Source organism: Streptomyces sp. NBC_01352, assembly GCF_036237295.1.
Classification (GTDB): Bacteria; Actinomycetota; Actinomycetes; order Streptomycetales; family Streptomycetaceae; genus Streptomyces; species Streptomyces plumbiresistens.
The window spans coordinates 7511860-7535804 of record NZ_CP108354.1 but is presented as its reverse complement, the minus strand read 5'-3'; the positions used below and the strand labels follow the sequence as shown (position 1 = coordinate 7535804).

Annotated in this window: 20 protein-coding genes, 1 tRNA gene and 4 pseudogenes; 14 read left to right on the top strand and 11 right to left on the bottom strand. The window is 72.7% G+C overall.

Annotated elements, in window-relative coordinates; translation table 11 throughout:
• The first annotated feature begins 7 nt into the window (after nucleotides 1–7).
• A complete protein-coding gene (locus tag OG252_RS34960) occupies nucleotides 8–511 on the top strand; it encodes a GNAT family N-acetyltransferase (protein WP_406492629.1) in 504 nt (167 codons plus the stop codon).
• On the opposite strand, the gene OG252_RS34955 is transcribed toward OG252_RS34960, so the two are convergent.
• Nucleotides 504–2552, bottom strand: a complete 2049-nt coding sequence (locus OG252_RS34955; RefSeq protein ID WP_329341161.1) for an MFS transporter — start codon at nucleotides 2550–2552, stop codon at nucleotides 504–506. The genes OG252_RS34960 and OG252_RS34955 overlap by 8 nt on opposite strands.
• Before the next feature lie 173 nt (nucleotides 2553–2725).
• On the opposite strand from OG252_RS34955, the gene OG252_RS34950 reads away from it, so the two are divergent.
• Nucleotides 2726–3784 (top strand): peptidoglycan-binding domain-containing protein, encoded by a 1059-nt coding sequence (locus OG252_RS34950; RefSeq protein WP_329341159.1) that lies wholly within the window; start codon nucleotides 2726–2728, stop codon nucleotides 3782–3784.
• A 363-nt stretch (nucleotides 3785–4147) separates the two neighbouring features.
• Here OG252_RS34950 and OG252_RS34940 read toward each other — a convergent pair.
• The 5 genes and pseudogenes from OG252_RS34940 to OG252_RS34920 form a co-directional block, all read right to left on the bottom strand.
• Nucleotides 4148–4306: pseudogene (locus OG252_RS34940) on the bottom strand (HAD family hydrolase); the annotation flags it as partial.
• A gap of 76 nt (nucleotides 4307–4382) precedes the next feature.
• Nucleotides 4383–4541: pseudogene (locus OG252_RS34935) on the bottom strand (HAD family hydrolase); the annotation flags it as partial.
• 76 nt (nucleotides 4542–4617) lie between these two features.
• A pseudogene (locus OG252_RS34930) lies at nucleotides 4618–4776 on the bottom strand (HAD family hydrolase); the annotation flags it as partial.
• Nucleotides 4777–4852: 76 nt separating this feature from the next.
• Entirely contained in the window at nucleotides 4853–5512 is a 660-nt protein-coding gene (locus OG252_RS34925; protein ID WP_329341157.1) for an HAD family hydrolase, read from the bottom strand.
• Between the two features lie 185 nt (nucleotides 5513–5697).
• Complete coding sequence (locus tag OG252_RS34920; RefSeq protein ID WP_266440110.1) at nucleotides 5698–6285, bottom strand: TMEM165/GDT1 family protein; 588 nt, start codon at nucleotides 6283–6285, stop codon at nucleotides 5698–5700.
• Between the two features lie 397 nt (nucleotides 6286–6682).
• Between OG252_RS34920 and OG252_RS34915 the strand changes: the two genes are divergently transcribed.
• The 5 genes from OG252_RS34915 to OG252_RS34895 all read left to right on the top strand — a co-directional run bounded on the left by OG252_RS34915 (nucleotide 6683) and on the right by OG252_RS34895 (nucleotide 12568).
• On the top strand, nucleotides 6683–7327 hold the full coding sequence (locus tag OG252_RS34915; RefSeq protein WP_266440109.1) for an HNH endonuclease family protein: 645 nt from the start codon (nucleotides 6683–6685) through the stop codon (nucleotides 7325–7327).
• 131 nt (nucleotides 7328–7458) lie between these two features.
• Nucleotides 7459–9096, top strand: a complete 1638-nt coding sequence (locus tag OG252_RS34910) for an alkaline phosphatase D family protein (RefSeq protein WP_329341153.1) — start codon at nucleotides 7459–7461, stop codon at nucleotides 9094–9096.
• Between the two features lie 178 nt (nucleotides 9097–9274).
• Nucleotides 9275–11209: an FAD/NAD(P)-binding protein gene (locus OG252_RS34905; protein ID WP_329341151.1), complete on the top strand. Its 1935-nt coding sequence runs from the start codon at nucleotides 9275–9277 to the stop codon at nucleotides 11207–11209.
• Nucleotides 11210–11297: 88 nt separating this feature from the next.
• Nucleotides 11298–11750 (top strand): DoxX family protein, encoded by a 453-nt coding sequence (locus OG252_RS34900; protein WP_329341149.1) that lies wholly within the window; start codon nucleotides 11298–11300, stop codon nucleotides 11748–11750.
• A 200-nt stretch (nucleotides 11751–11950) separates the two neighbouring features.
• Nucleotides 11951–12568, top strand: coding sequence for a DedA family protein (locus OG252_RS34895; protein WP_266448578.1), 618 nt, complete (start codon nucleotides 11951–11953; stop codon nucleotides 12566–12568).
• A 601-nt stretch (nucleotides 12569–13169) separates the two neighbouring features.
• Here OG252_RS34895 and OG252_RS34890 read toward each other — a convergent pair.
• Entirely contained in the window at nucleotides 13170–13400 is a 231-nt protein-coding gene (locus tag OG252_RS34890) for a DUF2277 domain-containing protein (RefSeq protein WP_266440102.1), read from the bottom strand.
• 143 nt (nucleotides 13401–13543) lie between these two features.
• Between OG252_RS34890 and OG252_RS34885 the strand changes: the two genes are divergently transcribed.
• The 4 genes and pseudogenes from OG252_RS34885 (at nucleotide 13544) to OG252_RS34870 (ending at nucleotide 16448) form a co-directional block, all read left to right on the top strand.
• Complete coding sequence (locus OG252_RS34885; protein ID WP_329341147.1) at nucleotides 13544–14446, top strand: ketopantoate reductase family protein; 903 nt, start codon at nucleotides 13544–13546, stop codon at nucleotides 14444–14446.
• A gap of 204 nt (nucleotides 14447–14650) precedes the next feature.
• The gene (locus tag OG252_RS34880) at nucleotides 14651–15646 is read left to right on the top strand and encodes an alpha/beta fold hydrolase (protein ID WP_329341145.1); all 996 of its coding nucleotides are present in this window, start codon (nucleotides 14651–14653) and stop codon (nucleotides 15644–15646) included.
• Nucleotides 15647–15667: 21 nt separating this feature from the next.
• A pseudogene (locus OG252_RS34875) lies at nucleotides 15668–16043 on the top strand (hypothetical protein); the annotation flags it as partial.
• Nucleotides 16044–16094: 51 nt separating this feature from the next.
• Nucleotides 16095–16448 carry a hypothetical protein gene (locus tag OG252_RS34870; protein ID WP_266440098.1) on the top strand — a complete coding sequence of 118 codons (354 nt, stop codon included), beginning with the start codon at nucleotides 16095–16097 and terminating at the stop codon, nucleotides 16446–16448.
• Between the two features lie 45 nt (nucleotides 16449–16493).
• Here OG252_RS34870 and OG252_RS34865 read toward each other — a convergent pair.
• Nucleotides 16494–16565 (bottom strand) — tRNA-Val (locus OG252_RS34865).
• Between the two features lie 253 nt (nucleotides 16566–16818).
• On the opposite strand from OG252_RS34865, the gene OG252_RS34860 reads away from it, so the two are divergent.
• The 3 genes from OG252_RS34860 to OG252_RS34850 all read left to right on the top strand — a co-directional run bounded on the left by OG252_RS34860 (nucleotide 16819) and on the right by OG252_RS34850 (nucleotide 19324).
• A complete protein-coding gene (locus tag OG252_RS34860) occupies nucleotides 16819–17589 on the top strand; it encodes a DUF4097 family beta strand repeat-containing protein (RefSeq protein ID WP_329341142.1) in 771 nt (256 codons plus the stop codon).
• 75 nt (nucleotides 17590–17664) lie between these two features.
• Complete coding sequence (locus tag OG252_RS34855; RefSeq protein WP_329341139.1) at nucleotides 17665–19056, top strand: hypothetical protein; 1392 nt, start codon at nucleotides 17665–17667, stop codon at nucleotides 19054–19056.
• A 43-nt stretch (nucleotides 19057–19099) separates the two neighbouring features.
• Nucleotides 19100–19324, top strand: coding sequence for an FmdB family zinc ribbon protein (locus tag OG252_RS34850; RefSeq protein WP_266440093.1), 225 nt, complete (start codon nucleotides 19100–19102; stop codon nucleotides 19322–19324).
• A gap of 4 nt (nucleotides 19325–19328) precedes the next feature.
• Here OG252_RS34850 and OG252_RS34845 read toward each other — a convergent pair whose 3' ends face one another.
• Genes OG252_RS34845 through OG252_RS34835 form a run of 3 tightly spaced genes read right to left on the bottom strand, consistent with a single transcriptional unit; the run spans nucleotide 19329 to nucleotide 23802 of the window.
• Nucleotides 19329–20138, bottom strand: a complete 810-nt coding sequence (locus OG252_RS34845) for an HAD family hydrolase (protein WP_329341137.1) — start codon at nucleotides 20136–20138, stop codon at nucleotides 19329–19331.
• Nucleotides 20138–22612: a phosphoribosyltransferase gene (locus OG252_RS34840; RefSeq protein ID WP_329341135.1), complete on the bottom strand. Its 2475-nt coding sequence runs from the start codon at nucleotides 22610–22612 to the stop codon at nucleotides 20138–20140. Before OG252_RS34840 ends, OG252_RS34845 begins: the two co-directional genes overlap by 1 nt.
• A 23-nt stretch (nucleotides 22613–22635) precedes the next feature.
• The gene (locus tag OG252_RS34835) at nucleotides 22636–23802 is read right to left on the bottom strand and encodes an HpcH/HpaI aldolase/citrate lyase family protein (protein WP_329341133.1); all 1167 of its coding nucleotides are present in this window, start codon (nucleotides 23800–23802) and stop codon (nucleotides 22636–22638) included.
• Between the last annotated feature and the right edge of the window lie 143 nt (nucleotides 23803–23945).

Below are 23945 nucleotides of genomic sequence, written 5' to 3'. Positions count from 1 at the left end.
CCCGAGAATGGGCGCCATGACGACCTGGACCATCGCCCCTGAACCCTTCGACTCGCCCGTCGCCGTCGCGCTCTGGCGGGCGTACTACACGGAGGTCAGCGACCGCTGGTACCTGCTGCACGAGGGGCGGCGGACCGACCCCGACGAGTTGGAACGGGAGATCGCCGCCCACACGGGCGCCGAACTCGCCCCGCCGAGCGGCCGGTTGCTGGTCGCCCGGTACGGCGGCGAACCGGCCGGGGGCGCGGGCGTACGGCTGCTGGAGGGCGGGAGCGCCGAGCTCACCCGGGTGTTCCTGTACGCGGGGATGCGCGGCCGGGGCGGCGCCGCGCCCCTGGTCCGGGCGGCCGAGGACGCGGCGCGCGCCCTCGGTGCCGTGTCGATGGTCCTCGACACGCGCGGCGACCTGGTGGAGGCCCGCGCCCTGTACGCGCGGCTCGGCTACGAGGAGACCGAGCCGCACAACGACGGCCAGTACGCCGAGCACTGGTTCCGCAAGCGGCTCAGGTAAGACGGTTCACGGTCCGCTCGTCGTGCGGCCGTTCCGCCTCCGAGCCGCACAGCTCCGCGTTCAACTCCTTGACCAGCTGGATCAGGTCGGTCGGCCGGTCCGGCCCCCACCAGTCGCCGAGGAGCTCGGCCAGCGACTCCTCGCGGGCCTCGGCGAGCCGGTCGGCGACCTCGCGGCCCTCGTCGGTCAGGACGAGGTCGAGACCCTCGCGGAGGGCGAGGCGGCGCACCTCGACCTGGCGGGCGGCCTCGATGACGACGGTCAGCGGGACGGTGGTGCGCTCGGCGAGCACGCCCGGCTCGACCGTGCCGTACCTCTTGGTCCGCAGCAGCAGCCAGCTCGCCGCGGGGAGCAGGTCGTAGCCCGCCCGTGCGGTGATCTTGCGGTAGATCTCGCGCCGGCCCTCCCGGGTGCCGAGGACGGACAGCGCCCGGCAGACCTCGTCGTACGAGGACCGCTCCACCGGGTTGCTGGCGAGCGTCTCCGTGACGTCCGGCGCGGTGACCGAGCCGCGCAGCCGGTCCTCCTTCAGGAACCAGGCCAGTACGAAGCCGACGACGGCGACGGGCGCGGCGTACAGGAAGACGTCGGTGATGGACGAGGCGTACGCCTGCACGGCCGGGAGTTGCAGCGCGGCCGGCAGTGCCTCGATGCCGCGCGGGTCGGCCTCCAGCGCGCCCACCGAGACGCCGGGCGGGAGCTGGGTGCCGCTGAAGGCGTCGGTGAGCTTGTCGCCGAGGCGGTTGGCGAAGACCGTGCCGAAGATGGCGACGCCGAAGGAGGCTCCGATGGACCGGAAGAAGGTCGCGCCGGAGGTGGCGACGCCGAGATCCTCGTACGAGACCGCGTTCTGCACGATGAGGACGAGGACCTGCATGACCAGGCCGAGCCCCAGGCCGAAGACGAAGAAGAAGCCGCTCATCTCGGCCGTGGAGCTGGTCTCGTCCAGCTGGTGGAGGAGGAGCAGGCCGAGGGCGGTGACACCGGTGCCCGCGACCGGGAACACCTTCCAGCGGCCGGTGCGGCTGACGATCTGCCCGGAGACGGTCGACGACAGCAGCAGGCCGAACACCATCGGCAGCATGTGCACGCCGGACATGGTCGGGCTGACGCCCTGGACGACCTGGAGGAACGTCGGCAGATAGGTCATCGCGCCGAACATCGCGAAGCCGACGATGAAGCTGATGACCGCGGAGAGGGTGAAGGTGCGGATCCGGAAGAGCTTCAGCGGGAGGACGGGTTCGGCCGCCCGCCGCTCGACGGCCACGAACACGAAGGCGAGGACGACGCCCAGCACCGCCAGGCCGATGATCTGCGGCGAGCCCCAGCCCCAGGTGGTGCCGCCGAGCGAGGCCACCAGCACCAGGCAGGTGGCGACGGACGCGATGAGGAACGTACCGAGGTAATCGATGACGTGCCGCGTGGACTTGACCGGGATGCGCAGCACGGTCGCGATCACCGCGAGGGCGACGACACCGATCGGCAGGTTGATGTAGAACACCCAGCGCCAGCTCAGGTGCTCGGTGAACAACCCGCCCAGCAGCGGACCGAGGACGCTGGTCGCCCCGAAGACGGCGCCGAACAGCCCCTGGTAACGGCCGCGTTCGCGCGGTGGGACGAGGTCGCCGACGATCGCCATCGACAGCACCATCAGCCCGCCGCCGCCGAGGCCCTGCAGCGCCCGGAACGCGATCAGCTGGGTCATGTCCTGTGCCGCGCCGCACAGCGCCGAACCGATCAGAAAAATCACAATGGCGATCTGGAACAGCCTTTTTCGGCCGTATTGATCGCCGAGCTTGCCCCACAGCGGGGTCGCCGCCGTCGACGCCAGCAGATAGGCGGTGACCACCCACGACAGGTGTTCCAGGCCGCCGAGTTCGCTGACGATCGTGGGCAGCGCGGTCGACACGATCGTCTGGTCGAGGGCGGCCAGCAGCATCCCGAGGAGCAGGGCGCCGATGGAGACGAGAACGTTGCCGGGCACGTGTTCGTCGCGTGCGTCCGGCACCTGACCCGTCATTGCGTGTGCGTCCCCGGCCATGAAGACCTCCCGACCGTCTCGTTCCATCTTCCATCGTGGTCGGTGTGACCAGTTATGGCCTGTTGAGTCATGGCGGAAGCCGCTGTTCCGGGGGCTCGTGAGCGATGGTGTGGAGGAGGTCTGGATAATCTCTGGAGTTCGCGAGGGGAAGACGCGAGGGGAGGGGCGAACGCGTGACCGAGTCGAAGGGGCACCTGTGCCCGGAGTGCGGTGCCCCCAGAGGCGCCGACAACACCCCGTCCTGCGCCTGCACCCAGCGGGCGTCCGACGCCCTGCGCGACGCCCGCACCGCGGAGGCGGCCGCGGCGGAGGACTTCGATCCGCTGCGCATACGGCCGTACGTCGAGCTGGAGGGGGCGGCGGCCGCGTCCGAGACGCCCGAGGCGCCCGACATGCCTGGGGTTCCCGGGGTGCCCTCCGTCGAGGCGACCATGGCGCTGCGTGCGGTGACCCCGGCCGCGACCGCCTCCGGCGCCGAGGACGCCACGGTCACGCTCCCGGCCGTCGACGCGACCTCCGCGCTCCCGGCCTCGTACCCCAGCCCCACCGACCTGCACCTGTTCGAAGCGGCCGACGGCCCGGGCCCCGCCGAAGCCGACGGCGAGGGGGAGCCGGGCCGCCGCCGGCCTCGTACCGTCCTGCTCGGCGTCGGCGGAGCCGTCGTGTCGGTGGTGGCGGCGGCCGGGTTCGCGAGCGGGCTGTTCGCGTACGAGACGCCCTCGCGGGACGGCACGCCGCCGCAGGACGTACGGGCGGCCGTGCCGGACACCTCGCCGAGCGCGGCGTCCGTGTCGCCGTCCACGCGGACCACGTCCGCGACGCCGACGTCCGCCTCCCCGTCCGCGTCCGCCAGCCACAGCCCGTCGCCCACCGCATCGCCGTCGGCATCCGCGTCGAGCGCCTCACCGAGCCCGTCCCGGTCGGCCGAGCCGTCGCGGTCGGCAACGACCGGCGACTCGGGCTCGGGGTCGAGCTCCGGGGACGAGTCCGGAGAGGATCGCAGCAACCCCCCTGTCCTGCGCCGCGGCGACCAGGGCCCCGAAGTCACCGAGCTCGAGCGACGGCTGACCCAGGTCGGCCTCTACACGAGGAATGCGAGCGGCAACTACAACGAGGGCGTCGAGGACGCGGTCACCCAGTACCAGCTCACGCGGGGGATCCAGGCGGAGGAGTTCGGCGTCTACGACCTGGTGACGCGGCAGAGGTTGGAGTCGGAGACGGCGGAGCCGTAGGTCGGTGCGGGCCGTACGGGGGGCTCCGCCCCCAGACCCCCGGCCTGTGCCCACCCTCCCCCACGCTCGGTTTCACTCGCGCGGGCGGACCCCCATCCCGACTCGCTCGGGCAAGAGGTCACCCGTTCCTACCCCACGTACAGCCGAATCCCACCGTCACCCACGCCCTCCACCCGCACCTCCGTCAGATCCCGCACCAGCGCATCCGGCCCGTGGAAACCGGCCCTCGCCCCCACACCGACGACCCGCATCCCGGCCGCGCGGCCCGCCTCGGAAACCGGCCCGGACGCCGTGTCCGACGCACGCGGAAAACCGGCCAGGCAGCCCTCAGCCGACGCACCGCGGAAACCCCACACGCGGCTCTCAGCCGACGCACACCCTCAGCGTCCCGTCACCCACGCCCTCCACCCGCACCTCCGTCAGATCCCGCACCAGCACATCCGGCCCGTGGAAACCGGCCCTCGCCCCCACACCGACGACCCGCATCCCGGCCGCGCGGCCCGCCTCGGAAACCGGCCCGGACGCCGTGTCCGACGCACGCGGAAAACCGGCCAGGCAGCCCTCAGCCGACGCACCGCGGAAACCCCACACGCGGCTCTCAGCCGACGCACACCCTCAGCGTCCCGTCACCCACGCCCTCCACCCGCACCTCCGTCAGATCCCGCACCAGCACATCCGGCCCGTGGAAACCGGCCCTCGCCCCCACACCGACGACCCGCATCCCGGCCGCGCGGCCCGCCTCGGAAACCGGCCCGGACGCCGTGTCCGACGCACGCGGAAAACCGGCCAGGCAGCCCTCAGCCGACGCACCGCGGAAACCCCACACGCGGCTCTCAGCCGACGCACACCCTCAGCGTCCCGTCACCCACGCCCTCCACCCGCACCTCCGTCAGATCCCGCACCAGCACATCCGGCCCGTGGAAACCGGCCCTCGCCCCCACACCGACGACCCGCATCCCGGCCGCGCGGCCCGCCTCGGAAACCGGCCCGGACGCCGTGTCCGACGCACGCGGAAAACCGGCCAGGCAGCCCTCAGCCGACGCACCGCGGAAACCCCGCACGCGGCTCTCAGCCGACGCACACCCTCAGCGTCCCGTCACCCACGCCCTCCACCCGCACCTCCGTCAGATCCCGCACCAGCACATCCGGCCCGTGGAAACCGGCCCTCGCCCCCACACCGACGACCCGCATCCCGGCCGCGCGGCCCGCCTGGATGCCGGCGCCGGAGTCCTCGAAGACGATGCAGTCGGCCGGGGCGACGCCCAGTTCGGCGGCGCCCTTGAGGAACCCCTCGGGGTCGGGCTTGCTCGCGCCGACGGACTCGGCGGTGATCCGGACGTCGGGCAGGCCGAGGCCCGCGGCGGCCATCCGCGCGGTGGACAGCGGGACGTCGGCGGAGGTGACCAGGGCGTGCGGCAGTCCGTGCAGCGAGGCGAGGAACTCGGCGGCGCCCGGGATCGCGACGACGCCGTCCATGTCGGCGGTCTCCTCGGCGAGCATGCGCGCGTTGTCGGCGTGGTTCTGCTCCATGGGGCGGCCGGGCAGCAGCAGCGCCATCGAGGCGTACCCCTGGCGGCCGTGGACGACCTTCATGACCTCGTCCCCGTCCAGCGCGTGCCGGTCGGCCCAGCGCCGCCAGATGCGTTCGACCACGGCGTCGGAATTGACCAGGGTGCCGTCCATGTCCAGCAGGAGGGCGCGGGCGGTGAGCACGGCGGTGGCCGTCATCGGCAGCTCCAAGACGCGGGGCAGCGGGGCGGGTGGGTGAGCCCCGGGGGGAACAAGGCGGCCCCGCCCGCCGGTCAGGGAAAACGGGCGGGAGCCACTTTGTTTCTCCACGGTACAAAACAGAACCGGCTTCCCGCCACCGTCTGACGCAACAGTTCACGCACAGTTCAGCTCACGCGGCGGGTTCACCCGGCCACGGCCTCCCACAGCGACCACACCCCGAGGCCCAGCATCAACAGCGCCGCGACCTTGGTGATCAGCCGTAGCGGAACCCGCTTCATCAGGGCCTTTCCGCCGACGATGCCGAGTCCGGCCACCGCCCACAGCGCGAGCACCGCACCGAGGCCGACGGAGAGCGGGTCGTCGTAACGGGCCGCGAGGTTCGCCGTCATGATCTGGGTCAGATCGCCGAACTCGGCGACCAGGATGAGCATGAACCCGGCGCCCGAGACCTTCCAGAAGGACTGGTTCTCCGGCTTGCGGATCTCCGCGTCATCATCGGCCCCGTCCCTCGTCATCAGCAGCACGGCCGCGCCGCCGAGGAAGAGCACACCGGTCAGCGCGTGCACGAGCTGCTGCGGCAGGAGCGTCAGCACGCTGCCGGCCGCGACGGCGAGCGCGACATGCAGCGCGAAGGCGGCGGCGACGCCCGCGAAGACGTAGGACGCGCGGTAGCGGGTGCCGAGGACGAGGCCGGCGAGCGCGGTCTTGTCCGGCAGCTCGGCGAGGAAGACGACGCCGAAGACGAGCGCCGTCACGGTGAAGCTGATCAAGGGTCCTCAATCGGTCGGGGCTGCCCCACCAAGAGCGCTGCATCCGTCGGACGGGACACCTCGGCACGGCAGCGCACACGTCACCCGTGCCGTACGGCACGGATGTGCACTGCTTGCCGAAGGTCTCGCTGGCCGACCGCAAAGGATCCGCCTCCGGGCGCCGGCTCAGACGAGCTGAGCAGTATGTCGACGGTCCGGCGAAGAGCTACTCCCCTTCTGCGCCGTCCATAGTACGTGACCCATGAACCGACCCCCGGGGCCGAAAGTCCCGTCGCGGGCATAGACGCGTCATGTACACGTCATTAGCTTCTTACCCGACGCACATCCCCCGGCAACACGGCCCCGCGAGCATTCCCTCGCTCGCACCTCAACGGCCCCACACCCCATGGGAGTTCGTATGTCGAAGTTCTACGCGCGTCGACGCGTCAGCATACTCGCCGCGCTCACCGGTCTCATAGCCTCGGTCGGGCTTTTCAACGGCCCGACCGCCTCCGCCGCCCTCCCCACCCCGGTCAGCGGCGCCACCGCCCGCACCTACCTCGCCTCGCTCACCGTGGCGACGGAGGACCGCACCGGGTACAACCGCGACCTGTTCCCGCACTGGATCACCCAGTCCGGCACCTGCAACACCCGTGAGGTCGTCCTGAAGCGCGACGGCACGAACGTCGTCCAGGACTCCGCCTGCGCCGCCACCAGCGGCAGCTGGTACTCCGTCTACGAGGGCGCGACCTGGACCGCCGCCTCCGACGTCGACATCGACCACCTCGTCCCGCTCGCCGAGGCCTGGGACTCCGGCGCCGACAGCTGGACCACCGCCCGCCGCCAGTCCTTCGCCAACGACCTGACCCGCCCGCAGCTCATCGCCGTCACGGACAACGTCAACCAGTCCAAGGGCGACCAGGACCCCGCCACCTGGATGCCCTCGCGCACGGCCTACCGCTGCACCTACGTCCGCGCCTGGGTCCAGGTGAAGTACTACTACGACCTCTCCGTCGACTCGGCCGAGAAGTCCGCGCTCACGAGCTACCTCTCGGGCTGCTGATCCCGCGACCCTTTGCCGATCCCGGAAGATCCACCAGGTTCGGCAAAGGGTCGACAAACCGTGATCTGCGGAACCTCCCCGTTCCCCTCCGTCGTTCCGTACCGTACGGGGCGACGGAGGAGGGTGATCACGTGGCGGGACTGCGCCTTGGGCCACTGCTGAGGTATGCCGACGGCTCGTGCGCGACCGTCTGGGTCGAGGCGAGCCGCCCGTGCACCGCCGAGGTGCGCTGCGCCGACGGCGCCCGCGGCGAGGCCCGCACCTTCCAGATCGAGGGCCATCACTACGCCCTCGTCCCGGTGACCGGCCTCACCCCCGGCACGACACGCGCGTACGAGGTGTTCCTCGACGGCACGCGCGTGTGGCCGTTGCCCGACTCCCCGTTCCCGCCCTCGGTCATCCGCACCTCCACCGAGGACGAGGCCGTCCGTGTCGCCTTCGGCTCCTGCCGCTGGGCCGCGCCCCCGGCCGGAGAGAAGGACCCCTTCGGCCCGGACGCCCTGGACACCCTCTCGGCCCGGATGGCGAGCAGTCCCGAGGGCGAACGTCCGGACGTGCTGCTGCTGTTGGGCGACCAGGTGTACGCCGACGAGACCTCGGACAGGACCCGCCGCTGGCTGGCCGCCCGCCGCGACCTGAGCGACCCGCCGGGCAACGAGGTGGCGGACTACGAGGAGTACACCCACCTCTATTACGAGTCCTGGCTGGACCCCGAGGTGCGCTGGCTGCTGTCCACCGTGCCCAGTTGCATGATCTTCGACGACCACGACGTCATCGACGACTGGAACACCTCCGCCGCCTGGCTCGAGGACATGCGGGCCACCGGCTGGTGGCAGCAGCGGCTGCTGAGCGGCCTCATGTCGTACTGGGTGCACCAGCACCTGGGGAACCTGTCCCCGGCCGAACTGGCCGCCGACCCGCTGTACGCGGCGGTGCGCGACACCCCCGACGGCACCGACGTGCTGCGCGCCTTCGCCGCCGAGGCCGACGCCGACGCGGCCTCGGTGCGCTGGAGCTACCGCCGCGACTTCGGCCGCGTCCGCCTGCTGATGGTGGACACCCGGGCGGCCCGCGTCCTCGACGAGGAGCACCGCGCGATGCTCGACCCGCGCGAGGCGGAGTGGGTGCGCGAACAGGCGCTGGACGCGCCGGGTTCGTACGACCATCTCCTCGTCGGCACCTCCCTGCCCTGGCTGCTGCCGCACCTGGTGCACGACGCCGAGGCGTGGAACGCGGCGCTGTGCCGGGGCGAGAAGGGCGCCCGCTGGGCCCGCTTCGGCGAGGACCTGCGGCGCCGGGCCGACCTGGAGCACTGGGCGGCCTTCCCGGAGTCCTTCACCGCGCTGACGGAGCTGCTCGCCGAGGCCGGTTCGGGGCCCGAGGCGCCGGCGACGATCCTCGTCCTGTCCGGGGACGTGCACCACGCGTACGTGGCCGAGCCGCACTGGCGCGCCGAGTCCCCCGACGCCCGGATCCTCCAGCTGACCTGCTCCCCGGTCCACAACTCCATTCCCCTGTCCATAAGGCTCGGCTTCCGCTTCGGCTGGAGCGCCCTGGCCCGCGCCCTCGGCCGCCGCTTCGCCTGGCACGCCGGCACTCCCGTCCCGCCGGTCAGCTGGCGCAAGAAGGGCGGCCCGTGGTTCGGCAACCAGCTCATGACCCTGACCCTGCGCGGCCGTTCGGCCCGGCTGCGGCTGGAGCAGGCGCGGGAGGTACGGGGCGGGAGGCCGCAGTTGGCGACGGTCACGGAGTCCGAACTCGCCCACTAATCAACCCGTTACGACCGTTTGTTGTGCCCGTGGCCGGTGATGCGCGTGATGCTCGTGATGCATCCCACAGTCCGTGCACCCTGGTCTCGGCTCCCTCGGCTCGCGACGGCATGATGAGGCGGACCGTCCGCTTCCAGTGGTCGCCTCGACGCGCCCCCCACGCCCGGGAGTCCCCTTCTTGTCCGCACCGACCGAGGACCACGTGCCCGTCTCCGTCGCCCTGGTCGGCGCCGGACCGCGCGGCACCAGCGTCCTGGAACGCCTCTGCGCCTCGGCGCCGGAACTCCTCCCGCCCGGCGCCCGGCTGACGGTCCACGTCGTCGACCCGGCGCCGCCCGGCCCCGGCCGCGTCTGGCGGACCGAGCAGTCGCCCGAGCTGCTGATGAACACGGTGGCCTCGCAGGTGACCCTGTTCACCGACGAGAGCGTGGACTGCTCGGGACCGATCCGGCCGGGCCCGAGCCTGCACGAGTGGGCGGGCGGCACGCTCGGGCCCGACGCGTATCCGACCCGGGCCCAGTACGGGCGTTACCTGGAGTGGGTGTTCGCGCGGACGGTGCGCGAGGCACCGCCCGGGGTACGGGTCGAGACGCACGCGGCCCGCGCGGTACGCCTCGACGACGCCCCCGACGGCCTCCAGACCCTCACCCTCGACGACGGCCGCGCCCTGTCCGGCCTGTCCGCCGTCGTCCTGGCCCAGGGCCATCTGCCGGTGGCCGCGGACACCGCCGTACGGCGGCCTGCGGCCTACGCCGAGCAGCACGGCCTGTGCCACATACCGCCCGCCAACCCGGCCGACGTCGACCTCGCGCCCGTCTCCCCCGGCGAACCGGTGCTGTTGCGCGGTCTGGGCCTCAACTTCTTCGACCACACGGCCCTGTTGACGACCGGCCGCGGCGGGCGCTTCGTACCCGGTCCGCACGGACTGCGGTACCTGCCCTCCGGCCGCGAGCCGCGCCTGTACGCCGGTTCGCGGCGCGGCATCCCGTACCAGGCCCGGGGCGACAACGCGAAGGGCCCCTACGGCCGTCATCTCCCGCTGGTCCTCACCGACGAGGTGATCGCCGGCTTCCGCAAGCGCGCCGACTCCGGCGAGGCGCCGGACTTCCTCGCCGAGATATGGCCGCTGGTGGCGAAGGAGGTGGAGACGGTCTACTACGAAGCGCTGGTCGGGGCCATGGAGTTCGGCATCACGGAGTTCGCGGCCACGGGGTACGCGACCTCGGACTTCCGGGACCGTTTCCTGGCCACCGCGCACGGCAGTCCCCAAGAGGCCGCCGTACTCGAGGAGTTCGGGGTGGCGCCGGCCGACCGCTGGTCCTGGGACCGGATGTCCCGCCCGTACGCGGGACGCGCCTTCGCCGGCCCCGGTGCCTGGCGGGCCTGGCTGCTCACCCACCTCCGCGAGGACGCCGCCCAGGCGGCCCTCGGCAATGTCGCCGGTCCACTGAAGGCCGCCCAGGACGTGCTGCGCGACCTGCGCAACGAGCTGCGGCAGATCGTCGACCACGGCGGGCTCGCGGGCGCCTCCCGCCGGGACCACCTGGACCGCTGGTACACCCCGCTCAACGCCTTCCTGTCCATCGGCCCGCCCCGGCGCCGCATCGAGGAGCTGGCCGCGCTGGTGGAGGCGGGCGTGGTGGAGGTGCTCGGACCGCGTCTTGAGGTCCGCGAGGAGGACGGGGCGTGGGTGGCGCACTCCCCGGAGGTGCCGGGGTCCGCCGTACGCGTCACCACACTCATAGAGGCGCGGCTACCGGAACCGGATCTGCGACGCACGGCCGACGAGCTGCTGGCCCGGCTGCTGAAGACCGGACAGTGCCGGCCCCACACCGTGGACGGTTACGAGACCGGGGGGTTGGACGTGACACCGCGGCCGTACCGTCTGCTGGACCGTCAGGGCCGGGCGCACGCACGGCGGCTGGCCTTCGGGGTCCCCACGGAGGGCGTGCACTGGGTGACCGCGGCGGGCGCCCGCCCTGGTGTGGATTCGGTCACGCTTTCGGACGCGGACGCGGTGGCGAGAGCGGCCCTACGTGCGGCCTCGGCCGAAACGGAAGGGCAAGCGGAGGCAAACCGATGGCCAAATGTTGAACTTGCAACAATAGATTAGGTGCTCCTAACCTGGGTCACTCACTCGGTTCCGTCCCCAGACCGGTCCTCTCCCCACGGACCGGCCCGACCGAAGGAGTAATCCCCACATGACGGCACGCCTCAACAGCGCCCAGCCGTACGCCCTCGGCCTCTTCCGCATCGTCGTCGGCCTGCTCTTCGCCTGCCACGGCGCCTCCTCGCTCTTCGGCGTCCTCGGCGGCGCCGACGGCAGCGGCGGCACGGTCGAGACCGGTGCCTGGCCCAACTGGTACGCGGCCGTGATCGAGTTGGTCGGCGGCTCGCTCGTGCTGATCGGCCTCGGCACCCGCGCCGCCGCGTTCATCTCCTCGGGCGCGATGGCGTACGCGTACTTCAAGGTCCACCAGCCCAACGCCCTGTGGCCGATGGAGAACAGCGGCGAGGGCGCGGCGATGTTCTGCTGGGCCTTCTTCCTGCTGGTCTTCACCGGCTCCGGCGCCTTCGGCCTGGACCGGCTGTTCGCCAAGCGCTCCACGGCGACGCAGAAGCCGGCCACCGAGCACACGCCGGTGGCGGCCTGATCCTCGGCAGCCGCATTGCACGCACGACGGCGCCCGTTCCCGCGGCTCACGCTGGGCGGGCGCCGTCCCCGCGAGGGGGCAGCCGGGTGAACATGTCGTGCCGAACACACGAGCCCCCGGTGAATGTCCTGTCAGACCCCGGGCGTACGCTGTATGGCTGTTAACACGGGGGATCACGGGGAGTTCGGGTGCTGGAAAGCATGGAGAGTGTGGGGCTGCTGACCGGCGGCCCATGGATCTACGCGGTGATCGCCGCATCCGTCCTCCTGGACGTGTTCCTGCCGGTCCTGCCGAGCGGCGTCCTCGTCATCGCGGCCGCCACGGCCGCCGCCGGCGCGGCGACCGGCCAGGTCGCTCCGCACGAGGTGCCCGACATCCTCGCCCTCATCCTCTGCGCCACGACCGCGTCCGTACTGGGCGACCTGGTGGCCTACCGCCTGGCCTGGCGCGGCGGGGCCCGCCTGGACCGCGCCATCGCCCGCTCCCGCCGGCTGACCGTCGCGCAGGAACGTCTCGGCTCGGCCCTCGCCAGCGGCGGCGGCACCCTGGTCGTCCTCGCCCGCTTCGCCCCGGCCGGCCGCTCCGTCGTCTCCCTCGGCGCCGGCGCCGCCCACCGCCGCGCCCGCGACTTCCTCCCCTGGTCCGCCCTCGCCGGCCTCTCCTGGGCCGCCTACAGCGTCGCCCTCGGCTACTACGGCGCCCAGTGGCTGGGCACCACCTGGCTGGCGACGGGGGTGTCGCTACTGGCCCTGTTCGGAGCGGGCGCAGGCGCGGCCTTCATCATGCGCCGCCACCCGGAACCGGCGGAGGCACCGTAACAACGCCCACTGCACCGGAAGGCCAACGCCCCGGACACCGCAACTGCGGGCAGCTTGCCGCGGGACCGACAACCGCAGCCGCGGGCAGTCGTGCCGCAGGGCCGACACAGGCAGCACCCCGGACACGCGTCGCACCGTAGCTGCGGGCAGTCGTGCCGCAGGGGCGGCACGGGTGGGCGCAGCGGCACCCCGCAACGCCGGGCCGCGCGACCCACCCCCCGGGCAGCAACGCCGGCCGACTCCGCCAATCCGCGGGCAGCCGTGCCGCGGGACCGACACAGGCAGCACCCCGGGCACGCATCGCACCGTAGCTGCGGGCAGTCGTGCCGCAGGGGCGGCACGGGTGGGCGCAGCGGCACCCCGCAACGCCGGGCCGCGCGACCCACCCCCCGGGCAGCAACGCCGGCCGACTCCGTCAATCCGCGGGCAGCCGTGCCGCGGGACCGACACAGGCAGCACCCCGGGCACGCATCGCACCGTAGCTGCGGGCAGTCGTGCCGCAGGGGCGGCACGGGTGGGCGCAGCGGCACCCCGCAACGCCGGGCCGCGCGACCCACCCCCGGGCGGCAACGCCGGCCCACCCGCCAAACCCCGGCCCGCTCTACCCCGCCCTCTGCGCAGCGGACCCCCGTACCTCCAACCCGGCCAACAACTCCGCCGTGGCCTCGGCGATCACCTCCACGGCGCGGTCGAACACCTCCTGGTTGTGCGCGGCGGGCGCGCGGAACCCGGAGACCTTGCGGACGTACTGCAGGGCGGCGGCCCGGATCTCCTCCTCGGTCGCCTCCTCGGGCAGTACGGGCGGACGAAGCGTCTTGATACTGCGGCACATGCCTCCAGTCTCGCCCCCGCCGGGGAATATCGCCGGGCCTCCGCCGGATTCCACCAACCAGGCCACCCCGAAAGCGCCGCCTGCGATGATCGTTCCGAGGCGGCCACCGTCCCGGGGCCGACCGAGGAGAGGAACCCCGCATCATGGCGTACGAAGAACTGACCGTGGCCGTCCTGGGCCCCGGCGGCACCGGCGGCCTGCTCGCCGCCCTCCTGTCCCGCGCCGGCCACCGCGTGATCTGCCTGGCCGGCGACGAGACGTCGGACACCCTCCGTACGGCCGGAATCCGCGTCCGCAGTGAGACGTTCGGCGACTTCACGGCCCACGTCGAGGCGGACACGACCCTGCGCGAACCGGTCGACGCCTGCCTGGTCGCGGTCAAGCACACGACCCTCGACGCCGCCCTCGACCGCGTCCCGCCCGCGACGCTCGGCGACGGTCTGGTCGTACCGCTCCTGAACGGCGTCGAACACCCCGCGGCCCTCCGCACCCGCTACCGCCCCGACCGCGTCGCCCCCGCCGTCATCCGCGTGGAGTCGACCCGTGTGGCGCCGGGCGTGATCGAGCACGGCAGCCCCTTCGCCGAGGTCGATCTCACCGGCGAAGGCGTCCCCCGCGAACGCCTCGACGCGCTGGCGGAGGCCCTCACGGCCGCCGGCCCGACCACCCGCGTGCTGCCGGACGAGTCGGCGGCGCTCTGGGCGAAGATGTCGTTCCTGGCCCCCTTCGCGCTCCTGACGACACGCCACGGGCTCTCCCTCGGCGACGTCCGCACCAAGTACCGCGAGGAGTTGACGGCCCTGGTGGAGGAGACCGCCGAGGTCAGTGCCGCCTGCGGCGGCCCGGCGGACCCCGCCCAGGCGCTCGCCCGCTACGACAGCTTCCCGCACGGGATGAAGTCGTCGATGCAGCGCGACGCCGAGGCAGGCCGCCCGCTCGAACTGGACGCGATCGGCGGGGCGTTGCTGCGCGCGGCCGAGCGCCACGGGGTGGAGGTGCCCGTAACGGCCCGCCTGGTACGGGAGTTGAGGGACGCGGGGCACTGACGCGGGCCCGCCAGGGCTGAGCGACACACCGGGGCGGCCGGTTCTCACCGCCCCGGTGACCGCCTCCTCCCCACCGGGTACCGATTTGCCGAACCGGCAACAAACCTCGCGCCCGGCCGCCGCCGAACCGCAGGATCGACGTACGAGCCGCAGCGCCGCCGCCCGTGTGCGTGCCGCTGCACCCGACGCACGTACGGAGGACTCATGCACCGCCCGGCCCCCCAGCTCGAAGACGTCACCCACCGCCTCCTCCCCTCCCCCGCCGGCCGCGTCCACGCCGCGGAACTCGGCGAGGGACCGCTGGTCCTGCTGCTGCACGGCTTCCCGGAGTCCTGGTACTCCTGGCGTCACCAGCTGCCGGCCCTGGCCGCCGCCGGATACCGGGCGGTCGCGGTGGACGTGCGCGGATACGGGCGTTCCTCGCGGCCGGACGCGGTGGCGGCGTACCGGATGCGCGACCTGGTGGCGGACAACGCGGCCGTGGTCGAGGCGCTCGGCGAGCGGTCCGCGGTGGTCGTCGGACACGACTGGGGCGCGACCATCGCCGCGCACTCCGCCCTGCTGCGGCCCGACGTCTTCCGCGCGGTGGGCCTGCTGAGCGTGCCGTACACCCCGCCCGGCGGCCCGCGGCCGAGCGAGATCTTCGCGCAACTGGGCGGCGGGAAGGAGGAGTTCTACGTCTCCTACTTCCAGGAACCGGGCCGGGCCGAGCGCGAGATCGAACCGGACGTCCGCGGCTGGCTCGCCGGTTTCTACGCCGCGCTCTCCGCGGACACCATGCCCGGACCCGGCGCCCCCGACCCGCACTTCGTGAGCCCCGGCAGCACCCTCCGTGACCGTTTCCCGGCCGACCGTCTGCCCGCCTGGCTCGGCGAGGCGGAACTCGACGTCTACGCCGGGGAGTTCGAGCGCACCGGCCTCACCGGCGCCCTGAACCGCTACCGCGCGATGGACGAGGACTGGAAGGACCTCGCCGACCTCACCGGCGCCCCGATCCCCCAGCCGTCACTCTTCCTCGGCGGCACCCTGGACGCCTCGACGACCTGGCTGTCGGACGCGATCGAGGCCTTTCCCGTCACCCTCCCCGGCCTGCGCTCCTCCCACCTCCTCGAAGGCTGCGGCCACTGGATCCAGCAGGAGCGCCCGGACGAGGTCAACCGCCTCCTGACCGCCTGGCTGGCCGCCCTGCCCACAGACTGAGTCGTGCTCGGCGAGTACGCCAAGGTCTCACGGACCTCGGCCGACTACGTCAAGCCGATGCCGGCGAGCATCGGGGCGCTGGCGGTCGGGCGTCACGTCTTCGACATCACCAACGGCTGGGAGGACAAGCCCCCGGCGGGTGAGCACATCGTCGTGGTGTCGCACCGGCCCAGGCCCGAAGGGTGGCATCCGGAGGCGCCGTTCCACTCCGTCGGCGACGTGACCCGGGCGATCGCGAAGGCCAAGGAACTCGCCGGGGACCGCACGGTCGGCGTGGCGGCGGGCGGACCCGCACACGGTGATCCAGGGCGACGGCGTACTGCACCTGCGCTACCGGGTCCACCACCCACGCCGACCACCGAACGCCAGCCGCACTCCAGCACACCCGTTCGCATGAACCACGCGAAGGAACTCGCCACCCAAATTCGAACAGGCGTAGCATTGTGCCGTGGCAACGACCTATGACTTTCCGAGTGACCTCCTCGCCGGTCAGGAGGAGCTGCATCAGGTCCGGGCCGAGCTGTCGGCCCTGCTCAAGCGGCTTCCCTGGTCGGTCGAGCCGCTGGACGGCTTCAGCGACGCGGGCGGCTGGCGCAAGGTGGAGCGGCCCGCCTCCCCCGGCTGGACGGCGGACGAACAGGCCGCGGTGGAGAAGCTCCGCCGGCGGGAGCACGAACTCGCGGTCTTCGTGAGCTGCCACCGCTTCTGGGCGGAGGTCACGGCGGCGGAACGGGTGGACGCCCGCACGAAGCTGAAGCACGCGCACGAGGCTCCGGAGAAGCCGGAGAAAGAGGGGGTCTGAACCAGGAAGACCCCGGCCAGGATCGGCTGGGGTCTTCTCGCGGTGTGGGCGCGGACGGTTTCGAACCGCCGACATCCTGCTTGTAAGGCAGGCGCTCTACCCCTGAGCTACGCACCCGAGACGAGTCGACAGCCTACATTGCCCGGGGCACTGCCCCGCAAACCCGTATCGCGGAGCTGTGTGCGGCCCAGCTGTGTGCAAGGGCCCCCTCCCTGGGACCTCCGCGATCTCCGGGGGTCTCCGGGGGTCTCCGGGGGTTATCCCCACCCGGAATCCGGGAGCGGCCCGGATGCCCCCGCCCGCCCGGGATCCGTACGGTCGAAGAGCGTCGTAGCACAGGCTTCGGCGCTCGTCCCAGGGGGAGACCGTCATGGCCCGTACCGTTCCCGTCCGTGCCCTCGCCGTGGCCGGTGTCGTCGCGGCCCTCGTCGCCGGTGCCACCGCGTGTGGCGCCTCCGCCGGCGACGACAAGGACCCCGACCAGCGGTCCTTCGCGCTGCGCGGCGACACGCTCACGATCGACTCCGACGACTCCGCGCTGGAGATCGTCGCCGCCGACGCGCACAAGGCGGGCACGGTCGACGTCACCCGCTGGTTCCAGGGCACGGTCGCCATGGGCAAGGATCCCAAGGTGACCTGGTCCATGAAGGACGACCGGCTGAAGCTGCGGCTGACGTGCTCGGGCGTGGTCGCCGACTGCGCGGCCAAGCACCGGATCGAGGTGCCGCGCGGGGTAGCGGTGAACGTCGTGGACGGGGACGGCAGCGTGCGCGCGCGGGGCTTCGAGGACGCGCTGAACATCCGTACCGGCGACGGCTCCGTGCGCGTCACCGACTCCAGCGGCCCGCTGGAGCTGCGTACCGGCGACGGCTCGGTGCACGCGGAGGTCTCCTCGCGCGAGGTACGCGCCCGGACCGGTGACGGCTCCGTCCACCTCGAACTGGACGCCGTACCCGACCTGGTGGAGTCCCGCACCGGCGACGGGTCCGTGACGATCGCGCTGCCCGACGCCACGTACCGGGTGACGGCCAGGACGGGCGACGGAGCGGAGGACATATCGGTACCTCGGGACGACTCCAGCTCCCATGTGGTGTCCGCGCAGACCGGCGACGGCAAAGTAACGGTCCGAACGGCGAACTGACCGGCCCGTGTGTTCGTCCTTAACCGGTGGGAGAATGACAGCGGGCAAGGACGATTCACAGCACGGGAGAGGGATGTGACGGCGACACCTTCGCAGTCGTACTCGCCGTTGGTGCCGCGCGCACAGCACCCTGTGCGTCACGTGCTGCGGGACACCCTCACCCTGCTCGGACTGCCGCTCGTCGTCGCGCTCACCCTGCCCGCCGCCTTCGCGAGCGGTGGCGGCAGCGGCACCCGGCGCTGGTTCGGCGGGCGCGCCGAGAGCCAGCGGGCCGAGGCGCAGGCCGCGAAGGACGCCGCCGCGGCCGCGTTCTACGAGCTGGACACCGCCCAGCGTGACCTGCGGATCTCGATAGAGACCATCACGGCCGTCGACGACTCCCCGGCCGCCCGGCGCGCGGTCGCCGACTTCCAGGCGATCAGCAACCGCATCGACGAGGCCAGTCACCAGTACATCAACGCCGTCGACGCACACGACCTCGACCGGGACGACCTGGAGACCTCGGCCGCCGCGCAGGCGCGCACCGCGCTCGGCCGGGCCAAGGACGAACTGGGCCGGGTCAAGCAGGACCTGGACCGGTTCACGGCCGGGCTCGAACCTCTGATCGGCAAGGCCGAGACCCAGCTGGCCCGCCTCGCCCCCGCCGTCGAGCGGGCCCGGCAGGGCCTGCTGGCCGCGTCCAACGCGCTCGACGCCGTACGGGGATCGGGGCTGAAGGCGGACGACCTGGCCGGCCGGCTCGCCGCCCTCGGACCCGAGCTGACCAAGCTCAACCAGGGCGCGGGAGCGCACGGCGTCCCCCAGACCCTGGAGCGCGCCGAGCGCGTGGCGCGGGAGGCCGAGTCGGTGCGGGTGGAGGCCGAGCGGCTGCCGGAGCGGGCCGCCGAGATCGACCACCGGCTGGTCTCCCTGCGCACCCGCGCCCAGGCCCTCACCACCCGCGCGGAGCAGCTCGACCCGATCCTGAGCGAGCTGCGGCGCCGCTTCGTGGCCGCCTGCTGGCAGGACCTCCAGCACGTGCCGGACCAGGCCGCGGAGAACGTGGCGCAGGCCGAGCTGAAGCTGCGCGAGGCCCGCGCCGCCCGCGACGAGCAGCGCTGGCCCGACGCGACCGCCCTGCTGTCGACGGTCCGGGCGCTGCTGAACACGACCGACGAGTCCGTCTCGGCCGCCGGGGACCGGCTGCGCCGGCTGAACGCCGTGCAGAAGGACCCGCAGCAGGAGATCGACCGCACCCGCTTCGCCATCCGCGACGCCCAGCGCCTCGCCATGGCCGGCCGCCACACCCCCGACCCGCATCACGCCCGCCCCCTGGACGACGCGGTCGCCCGCCTCGAGCGCGCGATCGGCACGCTGGAGGGCCGCCATCCGGACTACTGGCACTTCCTGACCGAGACGGAGGCGGTACGGCAGTCGGTGGCGCGGGTCGTGAACCAGATCCGGGAGGAGCGCGGGTCCGGGCACTGACGTGCCCCTACGACGGCGGCCGTACGCCGGTTAACCTGTGCGCATGCCTCGCTATGAGTACCGCTGCCGGACCTGCGGCGACACCTTCGAACTGAGCCGTCCGATGGCGGAGTCCTCCGCCCCCGCCGACTGCCCCGCGGGCCACGACGACACGGTCAAGCTCCTGTCGACAGTGGCGGTGGGCGGCTCGGCCTCCGCGCCCGCCCCCGCGCCCGGGTCGGGCGGTGGTGGCGGGGGCGGCTGCTGCGGCGGGGGCTGCTGCGGCTGACGGGTCAGGCTTGCCGCGCCTCCCGCAGGAACTCCCGCAGGATCCGCTCCCCCGCCAGCACGCCCCGCTCCGGCAGCGCGCTGACCGTCGGGGCGCTCCAGTCGGCGTCGGCGAGTTCGCCGTGGCCCGGGCGCCAGCCCCGGTCCGCCGCCAGGAGCAGGTCGGCGTCGAGGAGGGAGTCCCCGGCGGCGAGGGTGAGCTCGGCGCCGGTGCGGCGGGCGACCTCGTGCATGGCGGCGCTCTTGGTGAGCGGCTTCGGGACGGCGTAGATCTTGCGGCCTTGGAGGGACACCGTCCAGCCGCGGTTCTCCGCCCAGACGGCGAGTTCCTTCACCCATTCCTCGGGGAGCAGCTCGCGCTCGACGACCAGGTAGGCGAAGAGGCCCTCGGCGTCGCGGTGCTTGCGCACCCAGAGCGGGTCGGCCGTCGTCATCAGGTGCTCGCGCACCTCGTCGAGCGGGGCGCACTCGTCGGCGAGGCGGGCCGTCACGCGCGCGTGCCAGTCGGGGTCGGAGACGCCGTCCACCAGGAGGTGCCCGCCGTTCGCGCAGATCGCGTACGTGGGCGTGGGGCCGGGGAGGTTGATGCGCTGGTACTGCTTGCGGGTCCGGGTCGTCGTCGGGACGAAGACCGCCGCGTCGCCGAGTTCGGTGAGCAGGGCCGCCGAGGTCTCCGTCATGAACGACAGCGGCCTGCTCTCGTGCACCTCGACGCACAGCAGCCGGGGCGCCCGCGCGTCCGGCATGGTCAGCGCGAGGGCCGCCGCGGAGTAGATCAGCGTACGGTCGAGGTCGCTCGCCACCAGCACCGGCATCAGACCGTCACCGCCTTGCCGTCGGCGCCCGTCGCGCCCCGCGTGTACTTGGGGTGGATCAACCCCACGCAGGTGTACGGGAGTTCGGCGACCTCTTCCACCGGGACACCTCTCTGTTCGGCCAGCAGACGCACATGGTCGAGGTCGGCGCCCGCCCCGGCCCGCGCGAGAATCTTCCAGGGCACCCGGCGCAGCAGCACCCGGGTGGTCTCGCCGACGCCGGGCTTGACGAGGTTCACGTCGTGGATGCCGTACTCCTCGCTGATGCGCTCGACGGCCGCCCAGCCCTCCCAGGTCGGTTCGCGGTCGCCGGACAGCAGTTCCTTGGCCTGCGCGTCCACCGCGTCCCCGACCTCGGGGAAGCGGGCGGCGACCGCGTCCAGGAAGGCCACCGACACATCGGCGCCGGCGAGTTCGCGGTAGAACTTCGCGCCGTGGAAGTCGTTGGGGCCGACCAGGTCGGCGCGCAGGACGGTGCGCGAAATCAGGCCGGAGACGGTCGAGTTGAGGCACGCGGACGGGATGAGGAAGTCCTCGCGGGTGCCGTACGTCCGCACGCACGAGCCGGGGTCGGCCAGCACCGCGATCTCCGGGTCGAAGCCCACCGCACCGCCCCCGCCCTCGAACTCCTTGACCGCGTCGGCGAGTTCGCGGGTGATGGCGCCCTTACCGGTCCAGCCGTCGACGAAGACGACGTCGGCCGGGTCGTGGTGGGCGGCCAGCCAGCGCAGCGCGTTGGCGTCGATGCCGCGGCCGCGCACGATGGAGACGGCGTAGTGGGGAAGGTCGAGGCCGTGCCGGAACTGGGCCCAGCGGCGCATCAGCACACCGATCGGCGTGCCCGCGCGGGCCAGCGAGACGAGCACCGGCCGGGGAGAGCGCTCGGCGAGCACGAGCTCGGTGACCGCGCCCACCGCCAGCGCCAGTCGCCCCGCGGACGCCTCCAGCGCCGTGTGGAACAGCTCCTGGTACTGCTCGCTGGGCTGGTACTCCACCGGCAGCGACTCCGCGTAGTGCGCGCCGCCGCTCTGGATGGCCTCCTCGCGCTCCTCGGTCGGCGCCTCCAGCGTCACGTCCGAGAGATCCTGGAGCAGCCAGCCGACCTCCTCGGGCGGGTACGAGGAGAAGGCGGGGCCACGGAGGGGCTCGGGCAGCATGGCGGGCCTTTCGGGAACGTACAGCGACTCGGGGACGTACGACGGTACGACCGCGAGGACCACGTGCGGGGTGTGTGCGGCCAGCCGGGCCAACAGGCCGTCGGACGCGTGCAGTTCGGGGGTGTCGGCGGCCGAGTCGACGACGGCTATGACGGCGTCGAAGCCGCCGCCGGCGACGTTGTAGGCGTAGCGCTCGCCGGAGCCGTCGGCCGGGTCGTCGTGGGCCGGGAAGACGAGGCGGCTGCGGATCGCGTAACCGGGGTCGTCGACCGCGAGGACGGGTGAGCGGGTGGTGGTGGAGTAGCGCACCTCGGCGCTGCCGGTGTCGGCGGCGTCGACGGCGTCTACGAGCTGCTCCAGCTCGCGGGCCAGCCTGAGCGGGGCGTACATCAGCTCCTCGAAGCCGAGGACGAGCACGCGCCGGGCCTTCGGGGGCAGCGCCTCGGCGAGCCGGGCGGCCATGGCGGGCAGTGCGCTCTCCAGGCGTATTCGGTGCTGCGGCGTGAACCCGTGCCGCCCGCCGTCGGGCAGGCCGCGGGGCCAGCGCAGGTCGACGCGGGCGATCCGGCCGTACGGCGGCGGGGCGGGGACGGCCGCGGCCTCGTGCCGGGCCACCAGCTCCTGCCCCTTCTCCAGCACCCCCTCCGGCAGCCGTACGGTCCCCGAGGCGGCCGCCACCAGGTCCACCCGGGCGCCGATCTCCCGCGCGAACTCGTCCAGGCGGCCGGCGTCGGCCGCCGAGCGCATGTCGACGAGGGCGACCACCACATACCGTTCGCGCGGATAGCGTTCGTGCAGGTCACGGATGGTGTTGAGGATCGTGTTGCCGGTGGAGAACTCGTCGTCGACCAGGACCAGCGGCCCGTCCCCGACCAGCAGCGCCGGGTCCTCGGGCAGCAGCAGGTGGGAGGTGGCGTGCGAGTGGGACTCCTCGAAGCCGCCGGCCGTGGCGACGCCCGGGACCGGGCGCCTGGTGGAGTGCAGGTAGGGCGCGAGGCCCACGCCGTCGGCGACACAGTGGCCGAGGCCGGTGGCGGTCTCCGCGTAGCCGAGGACGACCGCCCGGCGGGCCTCGTCGGTGCCGAGCAGGTCGCGGACGCGGCGGCCGAGGGTGAAGCCGTGGCCGTAGACGACGGACGGCGACTGCGGGACGTGCTTGCCGAGCACGTTCGACACCAGCAGGTGCGCCCGCTTGGGGTTGCGGCGCAGCGCCAGCCCCAGCAGTTCGGTCAGCCCGTCGTCGCCCACCAGTTCGACGCCGAGTCGCTCGGCGACCCAGCTGCCGGACCAGACGGCTTTGTTCACTGCGTGGTTCATACGTCCCTTGGTGGTCAGCGGTCTCAATCGGGGATTCCGGCCGCGAGCAGCTCGACGAAGCCGATGTCCTCGTTCGCCACACCGAACACCTCGGCGCGCAGCAGGGTCCGCTCGGCCCAGGCGCGGTGCGGCTTCACTTCATTCATTTTGTTCGTGTACGCCGACCTGAGCACGCCGCCGCCGCCCCGCTCGGACCGCAGGATGTCCTGGGCGTCACTGAACTCCTCGTGACTGACCACGGAGAGTGCGTGCACGGGCAGCACGTGGGAGGGGTGGATGCAGGTCTTGCCCTGCAGGCCGTTGGCCTGGTCGAGGGTGATCTCGCGCAGCAGGCCGTCCATGGCGTGCTCGATGAGCGCCTCGCGCAGTTCCTCGGCCTTGCCCTCCAGGAAGGGGCTGCGGCGCAGCTGCGGCTTGAACATGCGCTCCTGGACGCGGAAGTACTCCCACACCGGCCCGGTCACCGTGAACCCGGTGCCGTCGGCCCGGCCCATCATGTTCACCACGTCGGCGATCACGGAGGCGACGACCTGGACGTCGTAGGCGGTCATGTCGGGCGCTCTGCGCAGGCCGTACGAGGAGCAGAAGTCCGTCACGCCGAGGCGCAGCGCCAGGACGCGCTCGCGGTACTTGTCGACCGCGCGGGAGATGCCCTCCAGGGTCTCCACCCGCGACTCCCGGTACAGCAGCTCGGGCGACTCCAGCACGGGCATCGCGAAGAGCCGCCGCCCGCTCGCGGTCTCGGCGCTCGCCAGCGCCTCCAGGAAGGGGATGCCGCGCTCCTCGGTGAACTTCGGCATCACGAACCCGGACAGCAGCCGGGCGGCGGTACCGAGACGCTTCACGAGGTCGGGGATCTGCTCGGGCGTGCGGACCCGGATGAACAGCAGTGGCAGGTCCATGCCGTCGTACCCGGCGAGGTCCTTGAACTGCCGGACGAGGTTCTCCTCGGCGTCCGCGACCTCCTCGTCGGCGATCGAGTCCTCGAGGCACAGCACCATCGAGACGACGCCACGTCCGGTCTGCTTGACGATGTCGTCGGCGAGCCGTGGCCGGGTGGCCGGACTGTAGAGCGTGGCGCCCAGGGCCACGGCGAGCAGCCGGGCCGAGGAGTCCGCGGTGAACTCGCACGGCTCCAGGTGGAAGAGGCGCTGCCGCACCTCAGGGGCGATGTGCCCGAAATGACGCATAGAACTCCCCCGTGGACGCTGATGGACTCCTGCGGGCTGTCCACAGGTGGCCGGTAATAGTACGTAGGGATCCATGTCCTAGGTTCCCGCAGGGCATGAATTTCAGGTAACGCGGACACACACACCCATGCACAGCCAAACAC